Raw genomic sequence first — 24,500 nt, forward strand, 5'->3', positions numbered from 1 at the left:
CGGGGGTCAGCGCGCCGGGGTGTGCGCATCGCGCATGCGGAGGGTCGGTCGCCCGTGCGGCTACTCGCCCTGCGGCTCGTCGCTGTCGGTGGCGAGGTGGGGGGCGAGCTCGCGCGGGTCGAGGGTGCCCTCGAGCACCTGCGCGACCTGGGCGACGATCGGCATGTGCACGCCGCGCTGCTCGGCGAGCTCGAGGATGGGGCCGACCGACGAGAGTCCCTCGGCGGTCTGGTTCATCTGCGCGATGACCTCGGTGAAGGCGTAGCCCTGCCCGAGCAGGCGGCCGGCGGTGTTGTTGCGCGAGAGCTTCGACTCGCACGTGGCGATGAGGTCGCCGAGCCCGGCGAGCCCGATCATCGTCTCGGCGCGCGCGCCGTAGGCCACCGCGAAGTGGGTGAGCTCGACGAGGCCGCGGGTGATGATCGAGGCCTTCGTGTTCTCGCCGTAGCCGACGCCGTCGGCGATGCCCACGGCGACCGCGATGAGGTTCTTCAGCACGCCGCCGAACTCGGTGCCGATGACGTCGGTGTTGACGAAGCTGCGGAAGTAGTCGTTCGTCGCGGCCTGCGCGACGGCGACGGCCGTGGCATGGTCGGCGCTCGCGACGACGGCCGCGGTCGGCTGCTTCTTCGCGATCTCGAGGGCAAGGTTCGGCCCGCTCACGACCGCGATGCGCTCGAGGTCGATGCCGAGCTCGCTCGCGATGACCTCGCTCATGCGCAGCCCGGTGCCGCGCTCGACGCCCTTCATGAGGCTCACGACCGGCACGTCCGGCGGCACGATGTCGCGGATCGAGTGCAGGTTCGACCGCAGCGACTGGCTCGGCACCGAGAGGTAGACCTGCTGCGCGCCGGCGAGCACGCGCTCGAGCCGGTCGTGCGCGCGCAGGTTCGGCGGCAGGTTGATGCCGGGCAGGTAGTCGCTGTTGCGGTGGGTCTCGGTGATCTCCTGCGCGACCTCGCGACGGCGCGCCCACAGGGTCGTCTGCGCTCCGGCGTCGGCGAGCACCTTCGCGAAGGTCGTGCCCCACGAGCCGGCGCCCAGCACGGCGATGCGCAGGGCGTCGGGGGCGAGGCCCTCGAGGGGCAGCGAGATGGCCTCGGTCAGGGGCGGGTGCTCGATCGCGCGGGCGGCGTCACTCAAAGCGTCCGGTCTCCTTCTGGTTGTTCTTGATCGGGTCCCAGCGCTCGGCCGGCGGCGTCTCGCCGCGCAGCTCGCCGAGCAGCCCGGCGATGGCCCCCATCACGCGGTCGGTGCCCTCGACGAGCGTCGCCTGGTCGAGGGGGCGCCCGCGCAGGTCGCTGAGATCGACGGGGTCGCCGATCTTGCATTCGATGCGCTTGCGGGGGAAGAAGCTGATCCTCTTCGAGTACCGCGCCATGACGTGCTGGGTGCCCCAGTGGGCGGCGGGGATGATGTCGACGCCCGATTCGAGCGCCATGCGCACGGCGCCCGACTTGCCGCGCATCGGCCACATCTCGGGGTCGCGCGTGAGCGTGCCCTCGGGGTAGATGATGACGGCGAGGCGCCGATCGACCAGCTGCTGCGCCGCCTTGAGCGGAGCATCCGACCGCCCCCGCCCCTCGCGCTCGACGGGGATCTGCCCGGAGGCGGTGAGGATGCGGCCGATGACGGGGATGCGGAACAGGCTGCCCTTGGCGAGGAACCGGGGCACCCGGCCGAGGCCCCACATGAAGCGCCCCATGATGACCGGGTCGATCTCGCTGTAGTGGTTGGGGGCGAGGATGAACGCGCCCTGCTTCGGCAGCTTGTGCCCGTCGATCGTGACGAACTTGGCCATGACGGTCAGCAGCGGCAGGCAGAGGGCGGCGATGCCGTGCCAGAGGAGGGTCTTCTCGCGGGTCACCGCCCCAGGCTAGTGCTCGGCGGCACGTCGGCGAGGGCACCCGCGCGGGGCGCCGTCGCGCAGTCGCGCAGGGGCGCGTTCGGTCGGCTCAGCCGAGCGATGGCGCCCCCGCGCGGCTCAGACGAGCTCGAAGTCGGCGCCGAGCTGCTCGAGCTTGTCGATGAACAGCTCGTAGCCGCGGCTGATGATGCCGACGTTGCTGATCGTCGACGTGCCCTCGGCGGCGAGCGCCGCGATGAGGTGGCTGAACCCGCCGCGCAGGTCGGGCACGCGCACGTCGGCGCCCGTGAGGTGGGTCGGGCCGGTGACGACGGCGGCCTGCTCGAGCGGACGGCGCGGCACGCGGCGCGTGATCGAGGCGATGCCGCTCTGGTGCACCGTGATGTCGGCGCCCATGGTGTTGAGCGCGTCGGTGAAGCCGAAGCGGTTCTCGTACACCGTCTCGTGCACGACCGAGGTGCCCTCGGCCTGCGTGAGCGCGACGATGAGCGGCTGCTGCCAGTCGGTCATGAAGCCGGGGTGCACGTCGGTCTCTACCATGACGGGCTTGAGGGGCGTGCCCGGGTGGTAGAACCGGATGCCGTCCTCGAGCACCTCGAACTCGCCGCCCACCTTGCGGTAGACGTTGAGGAAGGTCATGAGCTCCTGCTGCTTGGCCCCGCCGACGGTGATGTCGCCGTGGGTCGCGAGCGCGGCGGATGCCCAGCTCGCGGCCTCGTTGCGGTCGAAGATCGCCGTGTGCACGTAGCCCCGCAGCTTCTGCACGCCCTCGATGACGATGACGCGGTTCGGCTCCACCGAGATGATGGCGCCCATCTTCTGCAGGATCGCGATGAGATCCATGATCTCGGGCTCGATGGCGGCGTTCTTCAGCTCGGTCGTGCCCTCGGCGCGCACGGCGGAGAGGAGCACCTGCTCGGTCGCGCCGACGCTCGGGAACGGCAGCTCGATGTTCGCGCCGATGAGGCCGTCGGGGGCGGTGAGGTGGATGCCGTCGTCGAGCTTCTCGACCACGGCCCCGAGCGCGCGCAGCGCGTTGAGGTGGAAGTCGATCGGCCGGTCGCCGATGCGGCAGCCGCCGAGGTCGGGGATGAACGCCTCGCCGAGCTGGTGCAGCAGCGGGCCGCAGAACAGGATCGGGATGCGGCTGGAGCCGGCGTGCGCGTTGATCTCGGCGAAGTGCGCGCTCGACACATTGCTGGGGTCGAGGCGCAGCTCGCCGGGCATGAGCTCGTCGACGACCACGCCGTGGGCCTCGAGGAGGCCCTTGACGACGTGCACGTCGCTGATCTCGGGGACGCCCTTGAGGATGCTCGGGGTGTCGGCCAGCAGCGCGGCGACCATCGCCTTGGTGACGAGGTTCTTGGCCCCGCGCACCTCGATGCGACCGTTCAGCGGCTTTCCGCCGCGGATGACGATCGTGTCGGAGGTGAGGCCGACGCGCTGCGCCGCCTTGCGGGAGTCCAGATCGAGGTGGGAGTTCATGTACCGCTCTTCCGGGTGTGGGGAGGCCTCGGGGTCACCGGGCGGGGAGGGTCGTGGGGCGCCATGCTTCGCGGCGCCCCTCGAAATCGGTGATCGCCTGCTCGTCCCGCAGGGTGAGCCCGATGTCGTCGAGCCCCTCCATGAGACGCCACCGCGTGTAGTCGTCGATCTCGAAGGGGGCAACGATATCGCCCACCCGCACATTCCTCTCGACCAGGTCCACGGTCGCCTCGCAGCCGGGATCGGCCTCGAGGGCCGCCCACATGCGCTCGACGGTCGGCTCGTCGACGACGGCGGTGAGCAGGCCCTGCTTGCCGGCGTTGCCGCGGAAGATGTCGGCGAACTTCGGGCTGATGACGGCGCGGAACCCGAAGTCGCGCAGCGCCCAGACGGCGTGCTCGCGGCTCGATCCGGTGCCGAAGTCGGGGCCGGCGATGAGGATGCGCGCGCCGGCGTACTCGGGGCGGTTGAGCACGAACTCGGGGTCGTTCCGCCAGTTCGAGAAAAGGCCGTCCTCGTAGCCGGTCTTCGTGACCCGCTTGAGGTAGACGGCGGGGATGATCTGGTCGGTGTCGACGTTCGAGCGCTTCAGCGGCGCGGCCACGCCGGTGATGACGGAGGTCTTGTCCATCAGGCCGTCACCCCCTCGATGCCCGTGAAGGCCGGATCGACGGCGACGCCCATCGCGATGAGGTCGGCGGGGCTCGACAGCGTGCCGCGGATCGCGGTCGCCGCGGCGACGAGCGGGCTCACCAGGTGGGTGCGGCCTCCCTTGCCCTGGCGGCCCTCGAAGTTGCGGTTGCTCGTCGAGGCGCAGCGCTCGCCGGGGGCGAGCTGGTCGGGGTTCATGCCGAGGCACATCGAGCAGCCGGCGAAGCGCCACTCGGCGCCGAACTCCTCGACCACCTTGTCGATGCCCTCCGCCTCGGCCTCGAGGCGCACGCGGGCCGAGCCGGGGACGACCATGACGCGCACGCCGTCGGCCTTCTTCTGGCCCTTGATGATCGAGGCGAAGGCGCGCAGGTCGTCGAGCCGGCTGTTCGTGCACGAGCCCATGAAGACCGCGTCGACGGGGATCTGCTTCATCGGCGTGCCCGCCTGCAGATCCATGTACTCGAGCGCGCGCTCGGCCGCGGCGCGGTCGTTCGGGTCGATGATCGTCGTCGGGTCGGGCACGGCCGCGCTGAGCGAGACGCCCTGCCCGGGGTTCGTGCCCCACGTGACGAAGGGCTCGAGCTCGTTCGCGTCGAGGAACACCTCGGCGTCGAAGACGGCGTCGTCGTCGGTGCGGAGCGTGCGCCAGTACTCGACCGCGGCATCCCAGTCGGCGCCCTCGGGGGCGTGCGGGCGGCCCTGCAGGTAGGCGAAGGTCGTCTCGTCGGGGGCGACCATGCCGGCCCGCGCGCCCGCCTCGATCGACATGTTGCAGATCGTCATGCGGCCATCCATCGACAGGGCGCGGATCGCGCTGCCGCGGTACTCGAGCACGTAGCCCTGGCCGCCGCCGGTGCCGATCTGGGCGATGACGGCGAGGATGATGTCCTTCGCGGTGACGCCCGGCTTGAGCTCGCCCTCGACCGTGATCGCCATGGTCTTGAAGGGCTTGAGCGGCAGCGTCTGCGTGGCGAGCACGTGCTCGACCTCGCTCGTGCCGATGCCCATCGCGAGCGCGCCGAAGGCGCCGTGCGTGGAGGTGTGCGAGTCGCCGCAGACGACCGTGATGCCCGGCATGGTGAGCCCGAGCTGCGGGCCGACGACGTGCACGATGCCCTGCTCGACGTCGCCGAGGGAGTGCAGGCGCACGCCGAACTCGGCGCAGTTCTTGCGCAGGGTCTCGATCTGGATGCGGCTCGTCGGCTCGGCGATGGGCTTGTCGATGGCGAGGGTCGGGGTGTTGTGGTCCTCCGTCGCGATCGTCAGATCGGGGCGGCGCACCGGCCGGCCGGCCATGCGCAGGCCGTCGAAGGCCTGCGGGCTCGTGACCTCGTGCACGAGGTGCAGGTCGATGTAGAGCAGGTCGGGCTCGCCGTTCTCGCCCTTGGCGACGAGGTGGTCGTCCCAGACTTTCTCAGCGAGGGTGCGGGGGCGGCGCGCCTCGGCGGCCTCCGCGCGGGTGTCGTCAGTCATCTCGTTCCACGTCCTTCTTCGATCCGATGCGTGCAGGCCGACGGCGAACTCCGCGACGAGACCGGCCTGAGGATCAGGAGTCGTCGCGGCGACGAAGGAGGAGCGAGCGTTCGCGCGGCATCCGGTCAGAGTACCACCGGGCTATGAGAGCGCCGGGCGGGGGGCGGGGTCGGCAGGGCGCGCGGGATGCTGCGCTCAGGCGGCGACCGGGCTCCAGCGCGCCGCCCGCACGATGCCGTCGAACAGCCGCAGCATCTCGGCCTCGAGCGCGCCGAGCGGGGTCGAGGCGTGCAGCAGCAGCACGCGCTTCGAGTCGGGCACGGTCATCCAGTACTCGGCGTCGAGCCGGTCGATCGTCTGCGGCTGCGGGCTGCCGTCGGGCAGGGCGAGCGGCTCCCCCTCGATCGCGACGTGCTGCTGCGTGCGGCGGTGCAGCCGCAGCACCGCCGAGTCGACGTGCTCGAGGCGCTCGAGGCTGGCGGGGGCATCCGGCCGCGTCGCCCGCAGCACCTGCTCGAGCACGCGCCCCGTCTCGGCGACGCCCGTGCCGATCGCGGGGCTGAGGCGCAGGGCGGGCTCGAATACGGTGAGGGTCGCCGGCGTCGGGATGCCCGGCGCGAGCTCGAGCGCCAGGTGGAAGCTGCGCCCCTCCCCCGCCACGGCGTCGGCGAGGCCGCCCTCGAGGCTCGCCCGCAGCTCGCGCCGCAGGGCCGCCCGGTCGTCGGAGCGCCCGACGGTCTCGTCGACGAGGCGCCGCACTGCCGCGCGCGCCGCCTCCGGGTCGGTGAGCGGGATCGACCGCCACGAGCCGGGCAGCCGCAGCTCGAGCGTCGGAGCGGCGGATGCCGCGCGCGCCTCAGCCGGCATCGGCGCCCGCCGCGCCGTAGCGCTCCTCGAGGATCGCGTCGGGGAGGGCGATGCGGCGGTCGACCACGTCGCGCGGCGCGATGCCGAGCGCGGCGGCGGCGGGGCGGAGGTCGATGACCTGCTCGACGGCGCGCGGCGGCGCCTCGGGCCGCTGCCCGGCCACCGCCTCGAGCGAGATCGAGACGAGGGCGATCGGGCTCGAGGCCCAGGCCTCCCGCGCCGCGCGATCGACCGCGTCGGCGAGCGCCGCGTCGTCGACGGGGTCGATGTAGAGCCGCACGCGCAGGGTGCGGTCGCTCGGGCCGGAGGACGCCGTCGTGACGAAGACGCCGTCCGCCTCCGGCACCGCCGCCCCCACCGCGCGCTCGACCACGGCCGTCGCCTCGGCCTCGCGATCGGCGCTCGAGCCGCCCGACGCGCAGGCGGCGAGGCCCAGCGGGAGCATCCCGACGGCCATCAGGGTCATCCATCGTCGTGATCGCGTCATGCGCCCTATCCTTCCGCGCCCGCGTAGGTGCGCACGCGCTCGTTCCCGGTGAAGAACCGGCTCTGCCGCTCGAGCACCTCGGGCGAGGGCCCGCCGCCCGCGAGCTCGCGCTCGGCGGTGAGGGCGTAGGTGCCCGCGTTGTGAGGCGTGCCGGGCCGTCCGCGCGCATCGAGCGGGTCGTCGACGATCGTGACCCAGTTCGGGCTCTGCCGAGGACCCGCCGCATCGAGCATCGGCACGACGTCGCCGCGGTGCTGGATCGAGACGACCGCGACGTCGTCGGGGATGTCGAAGCGGTCGATCGGGGCGCCCGCGGCGTACACGGCGTCGATCGAGAACGGCAGGTCGGGATCGGCCGCCATCTTGCCGGCCAGGATGCCGCCCTGGCTCCAGCCGGTGAGCATGACCGGGTCGTCGGGGCCGATGCCCGCGTCGTGCATCGCCTGGATGACCGCGCGCTCGTAGGGCGCCTGGATGCCCGGCGCGAGCATGAGCGCGAGGTTCGAGCCCAGATCGTTCAGCGCGCCCTGATCGCCGCGCGGATCGGGGGCGCCCTCGATCGCGCCATTCAGCAGCTCCCAGTCCTGCGTGCTCGGCAGGGTCACGCGCCAGGCGCCGGTCGGCTCGCCCTTCTCGTCGAGGATCTCGACGATCTCGACGTGGGTCTCGTCGGCGCCGCCGTCGAGGTCGAGCTCGCCGTTGCGGCGCAGCTGCGCCCCGTAGGGGTCGTCCGGGTCGTACCGCGGGTCGTCAGGCCCGTAGACCACGCCGTCCTCGGAGAGCGGCTCGAGCACCGGCGCCGGGGAGAAGCGCTCGCGGGCGAGCGTCAACAGGATGTAGCCGACGAGCGCCGCGAGGGCGACGAGCGCGACCTTCGTCAGCACCGAGAGCGCGACCAGGGCGAGCGCCCCCAGCACGCCCAGGAGAGCGGCGATGAGCGGCGCGAGCAGCACGATGAGCGCGATGACCGCGAGCACGGCGATGATCACCGCGAGCGCGACGGCGAGGGCGGTGGCGATCGCTACGAGCGCATCGACGACGGCCGCCACGACGTCGGCGATCCACTCCGCCGCCGCGCTCGCGAGCCCGGCGACCATGTCGACGAGGGCGGCGGCGCGATCCCGCAGGCGGTCGTCGAACTCCTCGAGAGCATCCCGGATGCGCCGGGCGGTGCGCTCGGCCGCCGCATCGCGCTCGGCGATCGCGTCGCCCATGACCTCCCACGCCCGCCGGACGCGGGCGTCGAGCAGCGTCATCCGGTCGCGCAGCGCCGTCAGCTCGTCCTCGAGCGCGGCGACGCGCGCCGCGGCGTCCTCGCCCGCCTCGCGCGCGGATCGCAGGGCCCCCTCGACCACGCCGTACTCGGCGCGGACGACGCCGAGGGTCGCGAGCGCGTCGCGCTCCTCCTCCACCGCGGAGCGCGCGTCGTCCTGCGCGTCGGCGAGCTGCACGGCGTAGACGCTGAGCGCCTCGGCCGTATCCGCGTAGCGCGGGTGCAGCCGCTCGAGCGCGGCGCTCAGCTCCTCGGAGTCGCACACGATCGACTCGATCGCCCGACCCTGCATCTCGCCCTGCGCGAGACCCTCGAGCAGCGCCGCGGCGTCGCGGATCGCCTCGGCGACCCCCGCGAAGACGCGCGCCTCGTCCTGCACCGCGATCGCGTCGCCGGGCAGGAGGGCGGGAGGCGCGCTCATCGCGGCGCCTCGCTCACGGCATCGCCCATGCGGGCGTCGAGGTCGGCGAAGGTGTCGACGATGGCCTCGATCCCGTCGTGCACCATCGCCACCTGGTCGAGGAGCGCGGCGCGCCGTCGGCGCCAGCCGTCGGTGACGTCGGCGACGGCGTCGGAGAGGCCGGCGTGCCCGCAGGCGCCGCCCGCCGTGCGGCCGGCGTCGCCCGCACCGTCGAGCGAGGATCGCGCGCCGCCGAGCAGGGAGAGCAGGGAGTCGAGCTGCGCACCGCGCAGGTGGACATCGGCCATGGTCAGCAGCTCCATCCTCGTCGCATGGGTCCATCCCCTCACGGGCCGGCGATCGTGTCGATGGGGAGGGCTCCCCGATCGCGCCGAGCCGGTCAGCCCTCGGCGAGCTCCACGGCGAGCTCGAGGAGGCCGAGACCCAGGCGATCGCCCGCCCCGACGGCCGCGCGGGCGCCGGCCGCGAGCTCCTCGCGCTCGTCGCCGCGCGTGACGCTCACCCCGTTCGTCGAGTGCAGGTCGTGCACCTCGACGCCCTGCGGGGTCGCGACGACGAGCGCGTGCGTCTTCGATACCGACTTCGCCGGGTCGACGACCGCGACCGCGCGAGCGCGGGGATGCTCGGCCGGGGCCACCGGATCGCGCCCGAGCACGACCGCCGCGCCGACCGGGCAACGCGTGCCGTCGGGCAGCACGAGGGCGAGAGAGCGCACGACGGTCGACTCGGCCGTGACGGGGGCGGCGGGCGGGGCGGGGGCGGATTCGGGTGCAGGAGCGGATGCCGGCGCGGAGAGGGGGCCGGCGGGCGCGGCGGTCGGCGCCGGGACCGCCTCCGCCCCCGCGGGCGGAGGCCCGGGCGCGGAGGGCGGCTGGATCGGTGCGGGCTCGGGGATGACCGGAGCCGCGGCCGGCGGCGGCGCCAGCGGGCTCGGCGGCCGCACGGGCACCCGGTGCGTGGCCGACTCGACGGGGGCGTTGATCGGCACGATCGGCCGCGGCGCATCGGGGGACGGCGGCGCGGGCACCTCGACCTTCGGCGTGCCCGGCGGGGGCGGCGGGATGAAGAATCGGTCGTCGGCCATGGGCTCAGCCTCTCGCACGTCGGCGCGCCACGCGGAACCGCGCGCGCTGCCGCTGCCACGGGGTCAGCGTCGCGGCGAGCGCGGCGACGCCCTCGTCGACCCGGCTCCAGCGCTCGTCGACCCGCTCGGGCTCGATCGCGCCGCCGCCGAACACGTCGCCGTCGACCTCGCGCGCGAGCGTCGCGACGCCGCCGGCCGCGGATCCGTCGGCACCGCGCGCGGCGAGCACGGCGGCGGCCGCCTCGCCCTCGCGGCGCCGGGTGCCGCCGGTCGGCACGGGCGCGCCGTGCTCGGCGAAGCGGTCGGTGAGCTCCTGCCAGGCGCCCGCGACGGCGCGCTCGGGATCGGCGCGGCGGCGGGCGGCACGGCGGCGGGCGCGCAGCGCCGCCGCGATCCCGAGCGGGATGCCGTACAGCAGCAGCAGCGCCAGGAGCGCGCCGCCGACGCCGATCAGCCAGGTCGGGATGACGAAGCCCTGCTCCTCGTCGTCGGGCTCGGACTCCTCGAGCTCGACCGCCGTCAGCAGGTCCTCCTCCGCGGTCTCCAGGCGCGGGGGCTGCCGCACCTGCGGCTGCGGCTCGCTCTGCGGCAGCGGCACCTGATCCTGCGGGATGTCGGTCTCGTCCGGGGTCGGGTAGAAGGGGATCCAGCCGACGCCCTCGAACGGCACCTCGACCCACGCGGTCACGTCGGAGCCGAGCACGGCGACCTCGTCGGCGCCCTCGGGCACCTCGGGGGCGAAGCCCATGACGACCCGCGCCGGATAGCCGAGGTGGCGGGCCATGAGCGCGAAGGCCGCGGCGAACTGCTCCTCGTCGCCGATGAGCGGCGTGCGGGTGAACAGCTCGACCATGCGGTCGGCGCCGTGCCCGGCGCGCGAGGGCGCCGCGTCGGTCGGCAGGCCGTTGCTGTAGAAGCCCTCGGAGCTCAGCCGCTGCTCGATCGTGCGCAGCTGGGCGATCGCGCTGGTCTCCTGCCCCGCGAGCTCGACGGCGCGGGAGGTGAGCACGTCGGGCACGTCGTCGACGGGCGGCAGGGCGACCTGCGCGGTCGGCACGTCGACGAGGGCGGCGTCCTCCGGGATGCTCTGCTCGGCGCCGGCGAGGCGGTACCGCGCACCGTTCTCCAGACCCGAGGAGAGGATCGCGGAGCCCGTGGTCGGGTTGTACCGCAGGTCGTCGGCGCGGGCCGCTGAGTCGTCGTCGAGCAGCTCGAGCTCGCTCGTGTAGCCCAGCTCGGGCATCCACACGTCGTCGTACGCGCCGATCTCGACCGTCAGCGAGGCCTCGGCGCCCGTCTCGGCGAGCGGGGGCGCGGGCAGGTCGGTGCCGACGAGCTGGAAGGTGCCGGAGCCCTCCTCGGCGACGGCGCGGCCGGCGACGTTCCAGAGCTGGCCGTCGTAGGCGTCCATCGTGGCGAGCCGCAGCCGCTGCCCCGACTGCAGGCCCTGCACCGTGAAGAGCGTCTCCTCCGCGAGGGTGCCGGTGTACTGCCGGAACCCGGCGAGCGGGCTCGGGTACTCGACGGGGTCGAAGGGCGGCTCGATCTCCTCGCGCAGCACGAAGCGCTCGGCTGGGGCGGGCGCAAGCACGGTGCCGGCGACGATGCCGACCACCATGCCGCCCGCGACGACGATCGCGGCCCCGCCGAGGCGACGGCGGCGGTAGCCCGGGTGCGGGGAGTCGAGCACGCCCTCGGCGCGCGCGCGGCGCCAGCCCATCCAGACGAGGCAGATCACGGCGAAGGTGATGCCGCGGATGGCGGCGTAGTACGGCTCGTCGGTGCCGAGCAGGATGCCCGCGACGTAGAGCAGCGTCGGCAGCAGCACGATGACCGCCGCCCGCGGGATCGAGCGGCGGCGCGGCAGCCAGCGCAGCGCGAGGAGTCCGCCGACGAGCACGACCGCCCACGCCGCGAAGTACGGCAGCGCCGCGATGTAGTACGGCGCCTGGATGGGGGCGGCGAGGGTGAGCACGTCGTTCCAGCCGAAGACCGCGCCGATCGCGAGCCCCGCGATGGAGGAGGCGCTCGGCAGGACGCCGAGGATGGCGAGCTCGGGCATGGTGATCGGCGTGCCGAGCAGGAAGTAGACGAGCACGCCGAGCAGCACCGCCGGCAGGGCGGCGAGCCGCAGCCACGCCGCCGCCGCGGCCGCGAGCGCCCCGGCCGCCACGCCGCCGAGCCCCACGAGCAGGAAGTTCTCGTCGCCGTAGGCCGTCTCGAACCCGAGCACCGCGATGATCGACAGCACGACGACGACCCCGAGGTCGGCGAGCGCGCGCCGCGTGAACACCGGCGCCACGGCGGCGGGGGCGGCCGATCGGCGGCCCGAGGAGGGCGCCGCGGCCGGCGGCGCGAGCGTGCCGCTCACGGCTTCACCGCCCGGACGATGCCGCGCAGATCGCTGAGCGAGCCGATCGTCGCCACGACGGTCTGCCCGATGCGCGCGAGGCCGGGGTTCGCGCCCCGCTCCACCCGCATGACGATCGACTGCGTGTCGCCGCGGAACAGGCTCGTCACCGATCGCGCCTCCTCGATCGACGTCTGCGAGCCGACGACGAGCACCATGACGCTCGGCGCCGGGGTGCGCCGGGTGATGTCGCGCACGACGGCGCGCAGCGGGCGCTGCTGCAGCGGCTGCAGCTCGATGCGGCTGGTGTCGTCGAGCAGCGTCGACGGGGTGGCCGTGCGGAGCATCCCGGATTCGGTGACGACGGTGAGGCGCGTCGCATCGCGGACGACCTGCACGCCGAGCGAGGCCATGACCGAGACGCCGAGCTCGAACTCGTCGTCGTCGGCCCACGAGCGGCCCTGGATGCTCTGCACGAGCAGCAGCTCGCTGCGCCGCGTCTCGGTGAACTGCCGCACCATGAGCTGCCCGGTGCGGGCCGAGGTGCGCCAGTGCACGTTGCGCAGCGGATCGCCGGGCTCGTAGGCGCGCAGGGCGTGGAAGGCGATGTCGTTCGAGGTGATGACGGGGGTGTTCTCGCCCTCGAGGTCGCGCACGAGGCCCGCCGCCGAGGACTGCAGGCGGCTGATGACGGGGTGCACGAAGAGCTCGACCGGGTCCGTCCAGCGCACGGTGCGGCGCAGGATGCCCAGCTGGTCGCCGCGCACGGTGAGCGCGGGGCCCGCGACGATGACGGCCCGGCGATGGGTCGGCACGGCGAACAGCTCGTCGTGCTCGGCCTCGGGGGCGAGGGAGGGGATGGTGAACTCGGCGAGCCCGGCGCCGACGGGCAGCTCCATGCGGGAGGGCAGCGAGCGCCGGGCGGCGCTGTTCGCGACGACGAGTCGGCCGTAGGCGCGGTCGCCCACGGTGACGCGCGGCGGCTCGAGCTCGAGGGCGACGCGGTAGTCGGCCCGCCCGATGAGGAAGGCGGCCGAGATCAGCAGGGCGCCGAGCAGGGTGAGCGAGAGGTAGGTCAGCTCGGGCCAGCCGAGCAGCGCCCCGGCGATGCCGGAGGCGAGCGCGCCGACGATGACGAACCAGCCGACCGGTCCGACGACGCCGAGCACGGGGCCGACGGCCGCGGCGACGGGGCGGGCGACCGGCGCGATCGCGCCGCCGAGGCGGGCGGCCGCCGGGCGCACCCGCACGACCGCCGCGCGCGCGGCAGCGCCGGCGCCGGAGCGCGCGCCCGCGACGGCGCGCCCGGCCGCGGCGCCGGAGCGCTGCAGTCGGGTCGCCGCGCCGCTGAGGAGGGTGGTCATGCCGCGCGGTGCACCGGCGGGGTGACCGAGACGAGCACGCGGTCGACGATCTGCTCGGCGGTGGTGCCGGCGAACTCGGCCTCGGGGTCGACCATGATGCGGTGGGCGAGCACCGGCACGGCGAGGTCGCGCACGTCGTCGGGCAGCACGTAGGTGCGGCCCTGCGAGATGGCCCAGGTCTTGACGACGCGGGCGAGGGCGAGGGCGCCGCGCATGCTGACGCCCAGCGCGACGTCCTTGTCGTGCCGGGTCGCGGTGACGACGTCGTTGAGGTACTCGATGACCGCCTGGTCGACGAAGACCTCGCTCGCGAGGGCGGCCATCGTCAGCACGGTCTCGGCGTTGACGATCGGGGTGACGGCGGATGCCCGCGAGCGGTTGGACGAATCGAGCAGCAGCGCGACCGAGGAGTCGCGGTCGGGGTAGCCGAGGGAGGTCTTGATGAGGAAGCGGTCGAGCTGCGCCTCGGGCAGCGAGTAGGTGCCGGCCTGCTCGACGGGGTTCTGGGTGGCGATGACCATGAACGGCGCGCCGACGTCGTGGCTGACGCCGTCGACCGTGACGCGCCCCTCCTCCATGACCTCGAGCAGCGCCGACTGGGTCTTGGGGCTCGCGCGGTTGATCTCGTCGGCGAGCACGACGGAGGCGAAGATCGGCCCGCGGTGGAACTCGAAGACCCCCTTGCCCTGGTCGTAGATCGTGACGCCGGTGACGTCGGAGGGCAGCAGGTCGGGCGTGAACTGGATGCGCGAGTTCGAGCCGTGCAGCGTGGTGGCGAGCGCCTTCGCGAGCACGGTCTTGCCCGTGCCGGGGAAGTCCTCGAGCAGCACGTGACCGTTCGAGAGCATCGCGGCGACGACGAGACGGATCACGTGATCCTTGCCGAGGATCGCCTGGTCGACGCTCGAGGCGAGCTTGGTGAAGGCGTCGGCGAACCAGTCGGCCTGCTCCTGGGTGACGGTCATGGATGCTCCTTGAGGGGTGGTGATGATCGGGATGCGCGGCGGCGCTACCAGGACTGCACGGTGTTCGACTGCACGCCCGTGTTGGCGTCGCGCGCGAAGTACGGCGCGAATCCGCTGTAGCAGGTCAGCTGCCACTCGCCGTTGCCGTTGCCGTCGACCTGCCGGTTGTACGGCCCGACGAAGGTGCCGTCGGGCTGCGCGACCCGCCGGCCATCGGTCCAGCACTGCAGGCTCAGCGTGCTGTTCGGGGCGAAGTTCCGGGCGGTCACGTAGTAGTACCGGCCGGTGCTGTTCGGCGGGTCGCCGACGCCGCGCAGCGTCAGGCTCGGGCTGGGCGGCGGAGCGGGCGGATCGAGCAGGCGGGCGCTGCCGGAGCGGATCTCGCTGCGCACGCCGTTCGTGAGGGTGCGCACCTCGATGCTCACCTGCTGGCTCGCACTGCCGCCGGTGAAGCGCGCCTCGCGGTTGTTCGGCCCGGTGGTCTGCCAGCCGCCCCCGCCGTTGAAGCGGTACTCGTACTGCCCGACCTGGCCGCCGGCCGGATCCCAGCGGAACGTCACGGCGGAGGTGGTGCGGTCGCTCGCGCTGATCGCGCCCGGCCGGTCGGGCATCGGCGTCGCCGAGTTGCCGGTGCGGGTCCCCGGGCTCCAGTCGCGCGCGTTGCGCGCCTCGACCACCGCGGTGTACCCGTTGCCGACGGTCTTGCCGGCGAAGGTGTGGCTGGTGACGGCGCCCAGCTCGACGACCGATCCGTCGCTGAGCGTCACGCGGTAGTTGGTGATCGGGCGCCCGTTGCTCGCGCCGGGGCTCCAGCTGACGGTGACGTTGCCATTGCCGTTGCTCGTCGCCGAGATGCTCGCGCTCGCCGGCGCCGAGGGGGCGCCGTACGGCCGGGCGGTGGCGCTGGTCGCGGAGTCCTCGCTCCAGCCGTGCGCGTTGTGCGCGCCGACCCGGAAGCTGTAGTCCTGGCCGTTGACGAGGCCCTCGATGGTGTGCTGCCCGGCCTGGGCGACCGTGCGCTGCTCGCCGCCCCATTTGATGACGTAGGAATCGATCGGGTTGCCGTTGGAGGCGGGCGGCTGGAAGCTGATGGTCACCGAGCCGTCGCCCTCGGTGACGATGGCGGGCGCCCCCGGACGGTCGGGGCGGTCCTCGACGGTGACGATGAACGAGCCCTGCACCTGGCGCGCCGGGTCCTCCGTCGCATCGCCGACCACGTAGACCACGGCCACGTCGCCGATGAAGGAGGACACGGCATCCACCGTGATCTCGCCGGAGGCGCGGTTCAGTGAGACGCGCGCGCCCGAGGCCGAGTTCGTGATCGACGCCGACTCGAGGCTCAGCGGCTCGCCCGAGGCGGCGAAGGGGTTGAAGTCGTTGGCGAGCACGTTCACGGTCGCGCTGTCGCCGCGCTGGGCCACAGCGCGGTCCTCGGCCGGCTGGGCGAGCGGCCGCGTGCTCGAGACCGTCGTGACGGTCACGGTGCCGGGCACCTCGAACTCCTCGTAGCGGAGGGTCACCTCGTAGGTGCCGACCGTGCCCGGCTGCGTTCCGCGCGGGGAGGAGACGGTGAACTGCGAGCCGGAGAGCCGCGCGTCGATGGCGGCGACCCCGCCCGTCGGGCCGGAGTAGGCGACCTCGGCGATGATCGCCGGGTTGGGGTGCCCGGTGGAGTCGCGCAGGTCGATGGTGACCGGCTCCTCCCCCGCCTCGATGGTCACGTTCTGCGGCGTGAACGTCGGCGGAGCATCCCGGAAATCGGGGTCGCCCACCGTGATGGGCAGCGTGATCAGGGCGGTGCGGCCGGTCGGATCGTCCGCCGATTCGCCGTCGGTCACCTCGAAACTGAGGGATGCCCCGCCGCGGTAGTCCGTGAAGGGCGCGTAGCGCAGCGTGTCGGCGTCGACGACGAGCTCGCCGCCCGAGCTGTTCGTGGCGCTGACCGTCGCGGGGCCGGTGATGATCGCGGGCTGCCCGCTCGGCACGATGAGGATGTCCTCGAGATCCCACTCGCCGGTGCCGTTCATCTCGACGATCTGCTCGGGCAGCGCGGGATCGAGGTACGGCGGCGGGAAGGTCTCGTCGTCGCCGGCCGCGGGCGGCACGATGATGAAGGCCTGCGCCGAGAGCTCGTCGAGCTCGTTCGTCAGGCGGTAGGCGATCGCGATGCGGTACTGCTCGGCCACCACCGCGATCGTGCCGTCCTCGCGCACGGTCGCCGCGTCGGCGTTCGGGCCCTCGACGCTCACGACGAGGTCGCTCAGGCGCCCGCCGGGGTTCGTCGCGCCCTCGCGCACGTCGACGACCACGGCCTCCTCGCCGACGACCTCGGCCGGCTCGAGCACGTGGTCGATGGCCGTGGGCGGCAGGATCTCGGCATCGGCGCGCACCTCGACCTGCACGAAGGCGGTGTCGACGCCGCGGGCGTCGTTCGCGATCTGGTACCGCAGCGTGTACGTGCCCTCCTCCTCCGGAGCGGTCACGACGATCTGGGTGCGGTCGATCTCGGCCTCGAGCCCGCGATCGACCTCCACGATGTCGCTCAGCGAGATCGTGCGGCCCCCGGGATCGGAGTCGTTGGCGAGCACGGGCACGGTCGCGGTGCGGCCGGGCCGCACGACCGCGCGGTCGTCGACGGCGTTCGGCGGCAGCAGCTGCTCCGGCGGCGGGATGACGCCGATGCGCACGGTGCCGATCGCGGTGAGGCCGAAGGTGTCCTGCACGCGGTAGCGGAACTCGTCGGTGCCGCGGGAGTCGGCGAAGGCCTCGTAGGTGATCGAGGTGCTGGTCGTGCCGACCACCCGGCCGAGCGAGCCGGCCGAGGTCAGCCCGACGAGCACGGTCGAGTCGCCGTCCGGGTCGATGCGGTCGAGCGGGATGTCGATGGTCGTCGTCGACCCGGCGACGACGCGGCCGGTGAGCGGCACCGGGATGGGCTCGCGGTTGTTCTCCGCATCCGCCGCGACGACCGTGATGCGCACCTGCGCCGTCGCGCTCTCGCCGAAGTCGTCGGTGATGCGGTAGCCGACCGAGTAGACGCCCGGCTCCTCCGGCGCCTGATACCGCACGCGGTCGCCCGAGACGAAGGCGATGCCGCCGACGTTCTCGAGATCGAGCAAATCGGGGGCCAGCTCGATGCGCGAGCCGTCGGGGTGCCGGTCGTTGTCGAGCACGTCGACCGCGACGATGTCGCGGGAGCGCACGGTGACCGGGTCGTCGACGGCGATGGGCGGCTGGTGCTTGACGAGCGGGGGCAGCGGGATGACCGTCACGCCCGCCGTCGACGACCCGAGCCCGTCGGAGATCGTGTAGGTGAACTGGGCCTGCTCGGTCACGGCGGTCGAGGCGGTGACGCGGATCACCTGGTTGCCGAGCACCTCGACCGAGAGCCCGGGGTCGATCGTCGAGGTGTCGACCGACTGCACCGCCATGACGCGCCCGCCCGGCGAGACGTCGTTCGCGAGCACCGAGACCGTGGTCGGCTGGCCGGGGCGCAGGAACGCGACGTCCTTCACCGCGACCGGGGGCAGCTCGTTCTCGGGGTTCTCGAGCACGTCGACGCGGATGAGCCCGACGCTGTCGGAGGCCCCCGCACCGAGCGTGTAGACGAGGTAGTAGACGCCGGCGGCCTCGGCCGAGGCGGTGATGGTGCCACGGTCGAGCGTCGGCACGGCCTCGACGCCCTCCGTGAGCGGCTCGACCCCGCGCAGCTCGAGCGGGGCGCCCGAGGGCGAGAGGTCGTTGAGCAAGGGCTCGACGACGACGGGCTCGCCCACGTAGGTCGTGACGAAGTCGGCCGTGCCGACCGGGTCGACCGTGCCGGCGGCCTTCACGTCGATCGTCAGCACGCCGCTCGCCTCGGCGCGGCCGTCGCCGACCGTGAAGGGCACCTCGGTGATGCCGAGCTGGCCTGAGCGGTGCTCGAAGCTCACGATGCCGTCGGGGCTCGAGCTCACGATGTCGTTGCCGCTCGGGGCGGCCGCGACGAGCAGGATGTCGTCGCCGTCGGGGTCGATCCAGTCGGCGAGCACGTTGTACTCGATCGTCTGGCCCTGCTCGATCGTGACGGCCGTGCTGCGCACGGAGCGCGGCGGCTCGTTGAGGTCGTCGGGGCGCAGCGTCACCTGCACCTGCGCCTCGGCGACGCCGCCGGGCCGGCCGTCGGTGACGGTGTACCGGAAGGTGACCGTGCCGCGCGCCTCGGGCCCGGGGGTGAGCTGCAGCGCCCGCCCGCCGTCGATCGCGGCGAGCGCGCCCCAGCTCTCGGGCACGCCCGAGGTGTCGGAGACGGTCAGCACGTCGCCGTCGGGGTCGGAGTCGTTGTCGAGCACCGGCAGCACCGTCGAGGAGCCCGGGCGCACGCCGAACTGGTCGTCGCGCGCGAGCGGCGGGCGGTTCTGCTCGGTGCGCTCGGCGAGCGTGTCCTCGAACGACTGCGTCGCCGACTTCTCGTCGCCCTCCTCGGTCTGCTCCTGCTCGGGCGGCGTCACCTCGTCCCAGTTCTGCACGAGCGCCATGTCGGAGTCGACGAGCCACGAGTCGCCGGTCGTCATGTTGTTGAGGGCGATGACGGAGCGGTTGACCCGGAACTCGAGCCGGTCGCCGAGGGTGGGGAGGCTGAGGTCCTCCACTCCGGCCCTGCCGTCGTCGCACGCGTAGGCGTAGCGGGCGGAGCCCGCCCAGGCGCCGTGAGCGCAGCCGTCGAGCCGCACGGGCGCGGAGACCTCGTCGGGGCCGGCGGCAGCGGCATCCACCTCGCCGTCGATCGTCGTGATCTCACCGCCGTCGAGGGGCACGCTCAGCAGCCCGGTGCCCGTCGCGACGAGGGCGGCCTCGTGCTCGGCGCCCGCCTGCTGGATGCGGATGCCCGCCTCGGGCAGCCCGATCGGCGCGCGCCCGGCGACGACGAGCGCGGAGTCGGCGGTGTCGAGGGCGACGGCGGTCTCGCCGACGGCGGAGAGCACGTGCTCGCCGAGCGGCCCGAAGGCCTCGGTGGTCGGCGTGGAGCCGGGCGCGGCGATGGTGTGCAGCTCATCGGACTCGGGGTCGCTCGCGAAGGCCGTGCCGTCGACGGAGACGGCGATGCGCCCGCCCCGGCCGAGCTCGATCGCGGGCTCCTCGCTCAGCACGTCGAGCACGATGCCGTTGGCGATGTCGGTCACCCAGACCTCGCCCGAGGCGGGGTCGTGCACGGCGAGGGTCGTGCCGCCGAGCGCGACCTCCGCGCCGACGGGGATCTCGGTGAGGCTCTCGAGCGTCGTGTACGAGGGGTTGATCGTCTCGACGGTGCCGAGGCTCGGATCGTGCAGCACGACCGCGTCGCCGTTCTGCAGCACGTCGGCCTGCCCGGTGACGGTCGGCACGGCGGCGTTGAGCGCCTCGATCTGGCGGTTCAGCCGGCCGGCCAGCTGCTCCTCGCCGTTGGTGACCCAGACGATGCGGGCGTCGAGGTCGACCTCGTCGACCGGGAACCCCTCGTGCAGCACGGCGAGCACCGTCGGAACGGCGATGACGAGGGCGAGCGCCGTCGTCGAGGCGATGGATGCTCTGGTGCGCTTCGCACCGCCGAACACACCCACCCGGCTCCCCTCGTCTCGTCGACCGATCCCCTCGGTCCGCGCACGACCGTACCACGGGCGAGAAACCGTCAGGTACCCGTGCCCGGGTGCCGAATCGGGCTCACCGCGCGGGCTTCTCCGCGCCGGCCTCCCCGGCCGCGTCGTCGAGCAGCGGCAGGTCGTCCAGGGCCACGAGATGCGTCGCGATCGCGTACTCGACGAGCCGCGCGCGGCGGTTCACGGCGAGCTTGCCCGCCCCGCCGCGCAGGCCGTCGACGCCGATCTTGTCGAGCTTCTCACACACGTTGTCGAGCTTGCGGTTGAAGGTCGTCGTCGGCCAGCCGAGCCGCGCCGCCGCCTCGGCCGAGCTCGGCAGCTCGGCCCGTCCGCGCCGGGCCTGCAGCAGGAACGGCTCGCAGAGCGCGAGGATCAGCATCCGCTGCGTGCGGGTGAAGGTGATCGGCGCGATCGTCGTCGATCCGGCCGTCGACCCCGCGAGCGGCGAGGTGCGGAAGTGATCGCCGTCGGAGTGGATCGCGAAGTCGTAGGTCGTCGACCCGGCCGTGAAGACGACCTGCAGCTCGGGGAACACGATCGGCAGCTTCGCCCCCGGCGAGAGCCAGGCCTGCACCGATCCGGCGGCGTCGGAGACGGTGGCGGTGAGCAGCTGGCCGACGTTGTGCAGCCACCAGAGGTCGAACTCGTGCCGCAGCGACAGAAACCGGCGGTGCAGGTACGGGTTCTCGTCGATCGAGAGGTCGGCCTCGCGCCCGATGAAGAACTCGTCGGCGACGTCGAACCACTCGCCGCAGTACTCGACGCGCAGCGGGGTCATGCCGTGCACCCCCGGGTCGTGGGCGAGAGCGATCCGGCGCGCTGCACGGCGACCTCAACGCAGACCTGCGTGCCCGGCGCGACGCCCTCGACGACGATGCGGCCCTCCTCGGCCTCCTGCACGACGGCGGTGTCGCTCGGGTTCGTCACGGGGAACCAGCGGAAGACGTCGCGCTCCTGCGGATCGGGGTTCGTGACGGTGAAGGTGACCGTGCCGTCGGCCTCGACGACGCCCTGCTGGATGCCCGGCGGCTCGATCACGGCGACCACCGCTCCCCCGCCCCCGTCGGGCGCGCTCGTCGGGCTCGTGCCCTCGGGGACGATGCTCGGCCCCACGACGACGGCGACCGCCACGACGGCGGCGAGCACGAGGGCGCCGAGGGCGCCGACGAGCACGTTGCGGCGGCGGGCGGCGGGATCGCGGGACTCGTCGGGCTGCGCCTCGGCCTCCTCCGCCGCGGGCTGCTCGGCCGGCGGCGCGGGGGGCCGGACGGTGGCGTCGAGGGCGGCGCCGCGCATGATCGTCGCCTCCATCGGCGCCGAGCCGGTCAGCGCCGAGGCGCCGTCGGTCTCGGCCCCGCGGATGACCGTGGCCTCGGGGACGGCGGCGGCCCCGCCGCTCGGCGGCGGCCCGGCGGGCGCCGGGGGGATGCTCGCGGGCGGCGCCGGCGGCGCCGGCGCCGGGGCTTGCGCCTGGATGACCGAGACGCCGCGCACGCGCGTCTCGTCGGCGTCGGGCGAGGAGGCCTCGGCCGGTGCCGCCTCGGCGGCGGCGAGCTGCGGCACGTCGAGCGTCGTCGCCTGGAACCCGAGCTCCATCTCGACCCGCTGCAGCGCGCGGCCGAACTCGATGGCGCTCGCGAAGCGGTCGGCGGGCTCGCTCGCCATGCCCTTCGCGAGCACGGCGACGAGGCTGCGGGGCAGATCGGCCCGCGGCATCGGCGTGACGATGCCGCGCTCGATCCGGCCGATGAGGTCGAGCGCGCCGTTCGAGCGGCCCTCGACCTCGAAGGGGCTGCGGCCGGCGAGGAGGGTGTGCACGGTCGCCGCCAGTGAGAAGACGTCGGAGCGGACATCCGGTCGCGGGTCGTCGGCGAACATCTCGGGGGGCGACCACGGGATCGACAGCCCGACCGTCTGCCCGCCGCCCGTCGTCGCGGCCTCCTCGACGGCGCGGCGGCTCGTGGTGGTGTGCACGGGCAGCTCGCTCTCGACCGCCGAGGAGATGCCGAAGTCGGTCAGCGCCGGCCAGCCGTAGTCGTTGGTGAGCACGTTGGCGGGCTTGATGTCGCGGTGCAGGATGCCCGCCGCATGGGCCGTGGCGACGGCGCCGCTGATGCGCACGCCGACGCGCAGGGCGTCGGTGATGCTGAAGGGCCGCCGCTTGTACTGCTCGGCGAGGCTCGGGCCCGCGCAGTACTCCATGACGAAGTACGGCCGGCCGTCCTCGGCCACCGCGGCGCCGTAGATCGTGACGATGTAGGGATGCGCGGAGAGCTGCGCCATGAGGTTCGCCTCGGCGACGAAGGCCTGCGTCGACTGCGTCGACAGGTCGTCGGCGAGCAGCACCTTCACCGCGACCTTGCGCCGCGGCAGCTGCTGCTCGTAGAGGAACACGTCGGCGAATCCGCCGGAGCCGAGCAGCCGCACCGGCTCGAGCCCGGGCAGCACCGGGGGCTCTCCCGCACGACGCACGCTCAGCCCTCCCGCACCGTGAGGGTGATGCCGCCGAGGTCGACGACGGTGCCGCCGAGCACGACGCTCGACTCGCCCGCGCGCAGCTGGCGCGGCGTCGCGCCCGGAGCCCGCAGCACGGTGCCGTTGCGCGAGTGCAGGTCGGTGACGACGACCGAGTCGCCCTCGAGGTCGAACCGCACGTGGTTGCGCGAGATGTCGTCGGCGCCCGGCAGTCCCACGAGCTGCGGGATGCGCCCGTCGCTCACGCGGCTGGTGCTGGGCGCGCGGCCCACGATGATGGAGCCGTCGAGGGCGGCGCTGCCGCCCGTGGAGATGTCGAGCACGTAGCGCGCGCCCCCGGCGCCCTCCGGCGCGGCGGCGGCCTCGGCGCGCATCGCCGCGAGGTCGCCGGCGACGACGGTGAGGCCGTCGTGGTCGCCGGCGTCGGGCGCCGCGGGGGCGGGGAGCGGCGCGGCGCGGCGGTCGGGGCAGGGTTGGCGGCCGGGGCCGCGACCGGGCCGGGGGCGACGGCGGCGTCCCGGCGCCGTGGGGATGATCGTGTGCTCGGGCGCGCGGGTGCGGTGGACGTCGTCGAGCGACGAGGCGAGCGGCGCGGGAGACGCCGCGGGCGGCTCGGGCGATGCCGCCGCCGGCTCGGACGCTGCCGCGGGCGCCGCGTCGGGCGCCGCCGCGCGCTGCAGATGCGGCACGACGACCGTGCGGTCGAGCTCCGCCGCCGCCGACCGCTCGGGCTCGGCGGGGGTCAGCTCCACGACCACCCCGGCGGCGCGCACCGCGCCCGAGGCGAGCGGGAGCGGCGCGGATGCCGCCGCCGCGGCGCCGCCGCGGCGCCGCACGCCCACGGTCACCGCGTCGGTCAGCAGGTGCTCCGCCCAGGTGACCACGGTGGAGGCGTCGATGGTCGAGGCTCCGCCGTCGGCCGCGACGACCTCGGCCACGAGCGGGCCGCGCACCACGAGCCGGGCGCCGCCCTCGTCGACGGGCACGAGCAGGGCGAAGGCGGGGGTCGCGGCGAGCCCGCCGGTCGTGAGCGCGGCCATGGCCTCGGCGACGGAATCCCGCCCCTGCAGCGCCGCCCACAGCGCGTCGACGTCGAGCGCGTGCTCGGCGTCGTCGACGACGAGCACGGCGCCCGCCGCCGCGACGATCAGGAGGCCGTCGGATGCGGGCTCGTAGCGCAGGGCGCTCATGCGTCTCCTCGGTTCGGGCGGGGCGCGGTCTCCTCCGGCACGACGGGGGCGTCGCGGGTGGCGCTGGCCTCGTGCGCGCGGGTCGCGCCGTCGACCTCGACGACGATCACGGAGACGTTGTCGTGACCGCCGCGCTCGAGGGCGAGGTCGACGAGCACCTCGGCGATGGTGGCGTCCCCCGGACGGAAGCGGGCGAGGGCCTCGGCGATCTCGACGTCGGCGAGCTCCTTGCTGAGGCCGTCGGAGCAGACGACGAAGCCGTGGCCGGGGCGCAGCGGGATGAGCCAGACGTCGGGGGTGAGCTCGGCGGCGACGCCGAGTGCCTTCGTGATGACGTTGCGGTCAGGGTGCTGCCGCGCCTCGTCGGGCGAGATGACGCCCGCGTCGACGAGCTCCTGCACGGCGGAGTGGTCGGTGCTCACCTGGCGCAGGTCGCGGCCGTCCCAGGTGTAGACGCGGGAGTCGCCGATGTTGATGGCCATCCAGTGCGGCACGGGCGGCAGCCCGGCGTCGACGAGCACGACGCCCGTCAGCGTCGTGCCGGCGAGCCCCGCCGGCTTCTCATCGGGTTCGTGGCCGATGGCGATGACGGAGTCGTTGGCGGCGGCGATGGCGGCGAGCACCTCCGCCGGCCCGGGCGCCGTGCCGCGCAGGTCGGCGAGCGCGGCGACGGCGCGGCGACTGGCCTCGTCGCCGCGCGCGTGGCCGCCCATCCCGTCGGCGACGACGTAGACGGGATGCTCGGCCAGCAGGGTGTCCTCGTTGACGGCCCGCACGCGCCCGCGGTCGCTCGCCGCGCTCGCGCTCACGCGCGGGGTGCCGGAGGAGGGCGCGGTCGTCATGCCGGGTCCCCCTCCTTCGCCGGATCGAGCGCTCGTCGCCCGCCGTCGAGATGGAGCGGGGCGAGCCGTGCGCATCGCACGTGTGCTC

Annotated in this window: 18 protein-coding genes; all 18 read right to left on the reverse strand. The window is 73.9% G+C overall.

The genetic code is table 11. The features are described from left to right. Positions 1-60: 60 nt before the first annotated feature. The 18 genes from HGB54_RS09290 to HGB54_RS09375 all read right to left on the reverse strand — a co-directional run bounded on the left by HGB54_RS09290 (position 61) and on the right by HGB54_RS09375 (position 24,412). Positions 61-1,095: an NAD(P)H-dependent glycerol-3-phosphate dehydrogenase gene (locus tag HGB54_RS09290; protein WP_407663502.1), complete on the reverse strand. Its 1,035-nt coding sequence runs from the start codon at positions 1,093-1,095 to the stop codon at positions 61-63. A 40-nt stretch (positions 1,096-1,135) separates the two neighbouring features. Continuing rightward, entirely contained in the window at positions 1,136-1,867 is a 732-nt protein-coding gene (locus tag HGB54_RS09295) for a lysophospholipid acyltransferase family protein (RefSeq protein ID WP_323740663.1), read from the reverse strand. A 117-nt stretch (positions 1,868-1,984) separates the two neighbouring features. Next, entirely contained in the window at positions 1,985-3,352 is a 1,368-nt protein-coding gene (gene murA / locus HGB54_RS09300; RefSeq protein ID WP_168916172.1) for a UDP-N-acetylglucosamine 1-carboxyvinyltransferase, read from the reverse strand. A gap of 34 nt (positions 3,353-3,386) precedes the next feature. Then, positions 3,387-3,983 (reverse strand): 3-isopropylmalate dehydratase small subunit, encoded by a 597-nt coding sequence (gene leuD / locus HGB54_RS09305; RefSeq protein WP_168916173.1) that lies wholly within the window; start codon positions 3,981-3,983, stop codon positions 3,387-3,389. Continuing rightward, positions 3,983-5,479 (reverse strand): 3-isopropylmalate dehydratase large subunit, encoded by a 1,497-nt coding sequence (gene leuC, locus HGB54_RS09310; protein WP_168916174.1) that lies wholly within the window; start codon positions 5,477-5,479, stop codon positions 3,983-3,985. The genes leuD and leuC overlap by 1 nt, the downstream gene beginning before the upstream one ends. Positions 5,480-5,674: 195 nt before the next feature. Further along, entirely contained in the window at positions 5,675-6,346 is a 672-nt protein-coding gene (locus HGB54_RS09315; RefSeq protein WP_168916175.1) for a hypothetical protein, read from the reverse strand. Then, positions 6,336-6,833 carry a DcrB/PsbP domain-containing protein gene (locus tag HGB54_RS09320; protein WP_168916176.1) on the reverse strand — a complete coding sequence of 166 codons (498 nt, stop codon included), beginning with the start codon at positions 6,831-6,833 and terminating at the stop codon, positions 6,336-6,338. The genes HGB54_RS09315 and HGB54_RS09320 overlap by 11 nt, the downstream gene beginning before the upstream one ends. A 5-nt stretch (positions 6,834-6,838) precedes the next feature. Next, on the reverse strand, positions 6,839-8,527 hold the full coding sequence (locus tag HGB54_RS09325) for a hypothetical protein (RefSeq protein ID WP_168916177.1): 1,689 nt from the start codon (positions 8,525-8,527) through the stop codon (positions 6,839-6,841). Continuing rightward, a complete protein-coding gene (locus HGB54_RS09330) occupies positions 8,524-8,829 on the reverse strand; it encodes a hypothetical protein (protein ID WP_168916178.1) in 306 nt (101 codons plus the stop codon). The genes HGB54_RS09325 and HGB54_RS09330 overlap by 4 nt, the downstream gene beginning before the upstream one ends. Before the next feature lie 77 nt (positions 8,830-8,906). Further along, positions 8,907-9,611: an FHA domain-containing protein gene (locus HGB54_RS09335; RefSeq protein ID WP_168916179.1), complete on the reverse strand. Its 705-nt coding sequence runs from the start codon at positions 9,609-9,611 to the stop codon at positions 8,907-8,909. Positions 9,612-9,615: 4 nt separating this feature from the next. Beyond that, on the reverse strand, positions 9,616-11,982 hold the full coding sequence (locus HGB54_RS09340; RefSeq protein ID WP_168916180.1) for a transglutaminase family protein: 2,367 nt from the start codon (positions 11,980-11,982) through the stop codon (positions 9,616-9,618). Next, a complete protein-coding gene (locus HGB54_RS09345) occupies positions 11,979-13,325 on the reverse strand; it encodes a DUF58 domain-containing protein (RefSeq protein ID WP_168916181.1) in 1,347 nt (448 codons plus the stop codon). Before HGB54_RS09345 ends, HGB54_RS09340 begins: the two co-directional genes overlap by 4 nt. Next, positions 13,322-14,290 carry an AAA family ATPase gene (locus tag HGB54_RS09350; RefSeq protein ID WP_168916182.1) on the reverse strand — a complete coding sequence of 323 codons (969 nt, stop codon included), beginning with the start codon at positions 14,288-14,290 and terminating at the stop codon, positions 13,322-13,324. Before HGB54_RS09350 ends, HGB54_RS09345 begins: the two co-directional genes overlap by 4 nt. A gap of 44 nt (positions 14,291-14,334) precedes the next feature. Then, positions 14,335-19,869, reverse strand: coding sequence for an Ig-like domain-containing protein (locus HGB54_RS09355; protein ID WP_168916183.1), 5,535 nt, complete (start codon positions 19,867-19,869; stop codon positions 14,335-14,337). Positions 19,870-19,969: 100 nt separating this feature from the next. After that, a complete protein-coding gene (locus HGB54_RS09360; RefSeq protein WP_168916184.1) occupies positions 19,970-20,683 on the reverse strand; it encodes a hypothetical protein in 714 nt (237 codons plus the stop codon). After that, positions 20,680-22,377: a serine/threonine-protein kinase gene (locus tag HGB54_RS09365; protein WP_323740664.1), complete on the reverse strand. Its 1,698-nt coding sequence runs from the start codon at positions 22,375-22,377 to the stop codon at positions 20,680-20,682. The genes HGB54_RS09360 and HGB54_RS09365 overlap by 4 nt, the downstream gene beginning before the upstream one ends. A 2-nt stretch (positions 22,378-22,379) precedes the next feature. Beyond that, entirely contained in the window at positions 22,380-23,570 is a 1,191-nt protein-coding gene (locus HGB54_RS09370; RefSeq protein ID WP_168916185.1) for an FHA domain-containing protein, read from the reverse strand. Next, positions 23,567-24,412 carry a PP2C family protein-serine/threonine phosphatase gene (locus HGB54_RS09375; protein ID WP_168916186.1) on the reverse strand — a complete coding sequence of 282 codons (846 nt, stop codon included), beginning with the start codon at positions 24,410-24,412 and terminating at the stop codon, positions 23,567-23,569. The genes HGB54_RS09370 and HGB54_RS09375 overlap by 4 nt, the downstream gene beginning before the upstream one ends. Positions 24,413-24,500: the final 88 nt, after the last annotated feature.

It is taken from the genome of Microcella flavibacter (assembly GCF_012530535.1).
GTDB classification, from domain to species: domain Bacteria; phylum Actinomycetota; class Actinomycetes; order Actinomycetales; family Microbacteriaceae; genus Microcella; species Microcella flavibacter.

Coding starts and splice junctions, on each gene's coding strand:
- HGB54_RS09370 (WP_168916185.1), bottom strand. CDS start 23,570: ATGAGCGCCCTGCGCTACGAGCCCGCATCCGACGGCCTCCTGATCGTC.
- HGB54_RS09330 (WP_168916178.1), bottom strand. CDS start 8,829: ATGGAGCTGCTGACCATGGCCGATGTCCACCTGCGCGGTGCGCAGCTC.
- HGB54_RS09335 (WP_168916179.1), bottom strand. CDS start 9,611: ATGGCCGACGACCGATTCTTCATCCCGCCGCCCCCGCCGGGCACGCCG.
- HGB54_RS09325 (WP_168916177.1), bottom strand. CDS start 8,527: ATGAGCGCGCCTCCCGCCCTCCTGCCCGGCGACGCGATCGCGGTGCAG.
- murA (WP_168916172.1), bottom strand. CDS start 3,352: ATGAACTCCCACCTCGATCTGGACTCCCGCAAGGCGGCGCAGCGCGTC.
- leuC (WP_168916174.1), bottom strand. CDS start 5,479: ATGACTGACGACACCCGCGCGGAGGCCGCCGAGGCGCGCCGCCCCCGC.
- HGB54_RS09360 (WP_168916184.1), bottom strand. CDS start 20,683: ATGACCCCGCTGCGCGTCGAGTACTGCGGCGAGTGGTTCGACGTCGCC.
- HGB54_RS09315 (WP_168916175.1), bottom strand. CDS start 6,346: ATGCCGGCTGAGGCGCGCGCGGCATCCGCCGCTCCGACGCTCGAGCTG.
- HGB54_RS09345 (WP_168916181.1), bottom strand. CDS start 13,325: ATGACCACCCTCCTCAGCGGCGCGGCGACCCGACTGCAGCGCTCCGGC.
- HGB54_RS09375 (WP_168916186.1), bottom strand. CDS start 24,412: ATGACGACCGCGCCCTCCTCCGGCACCCCGCGCGTGAGCGCGAGCGCG.
- leuD (WP_168916173.1), bottom strand. CDS start 3,983: ATGGACAAGACCTCCGTCATCACCGGCGTGGCCGCGCCGCTGAAGCGC.
- HGB54_RS09320 (WP_168916176.1), bottom strand. CDS start 6,833: ATGACGCGATCACGACGATGGATGACCCTGATGGCCGTCGGGATGCTC.
- HGB54_RS09350 (WP_168916182.1), bottom strand. CDS start 14,290: ATGACCGTCACCCAGGAGCAGGCCGACTGGTTCGCCGACGCCTTCACC.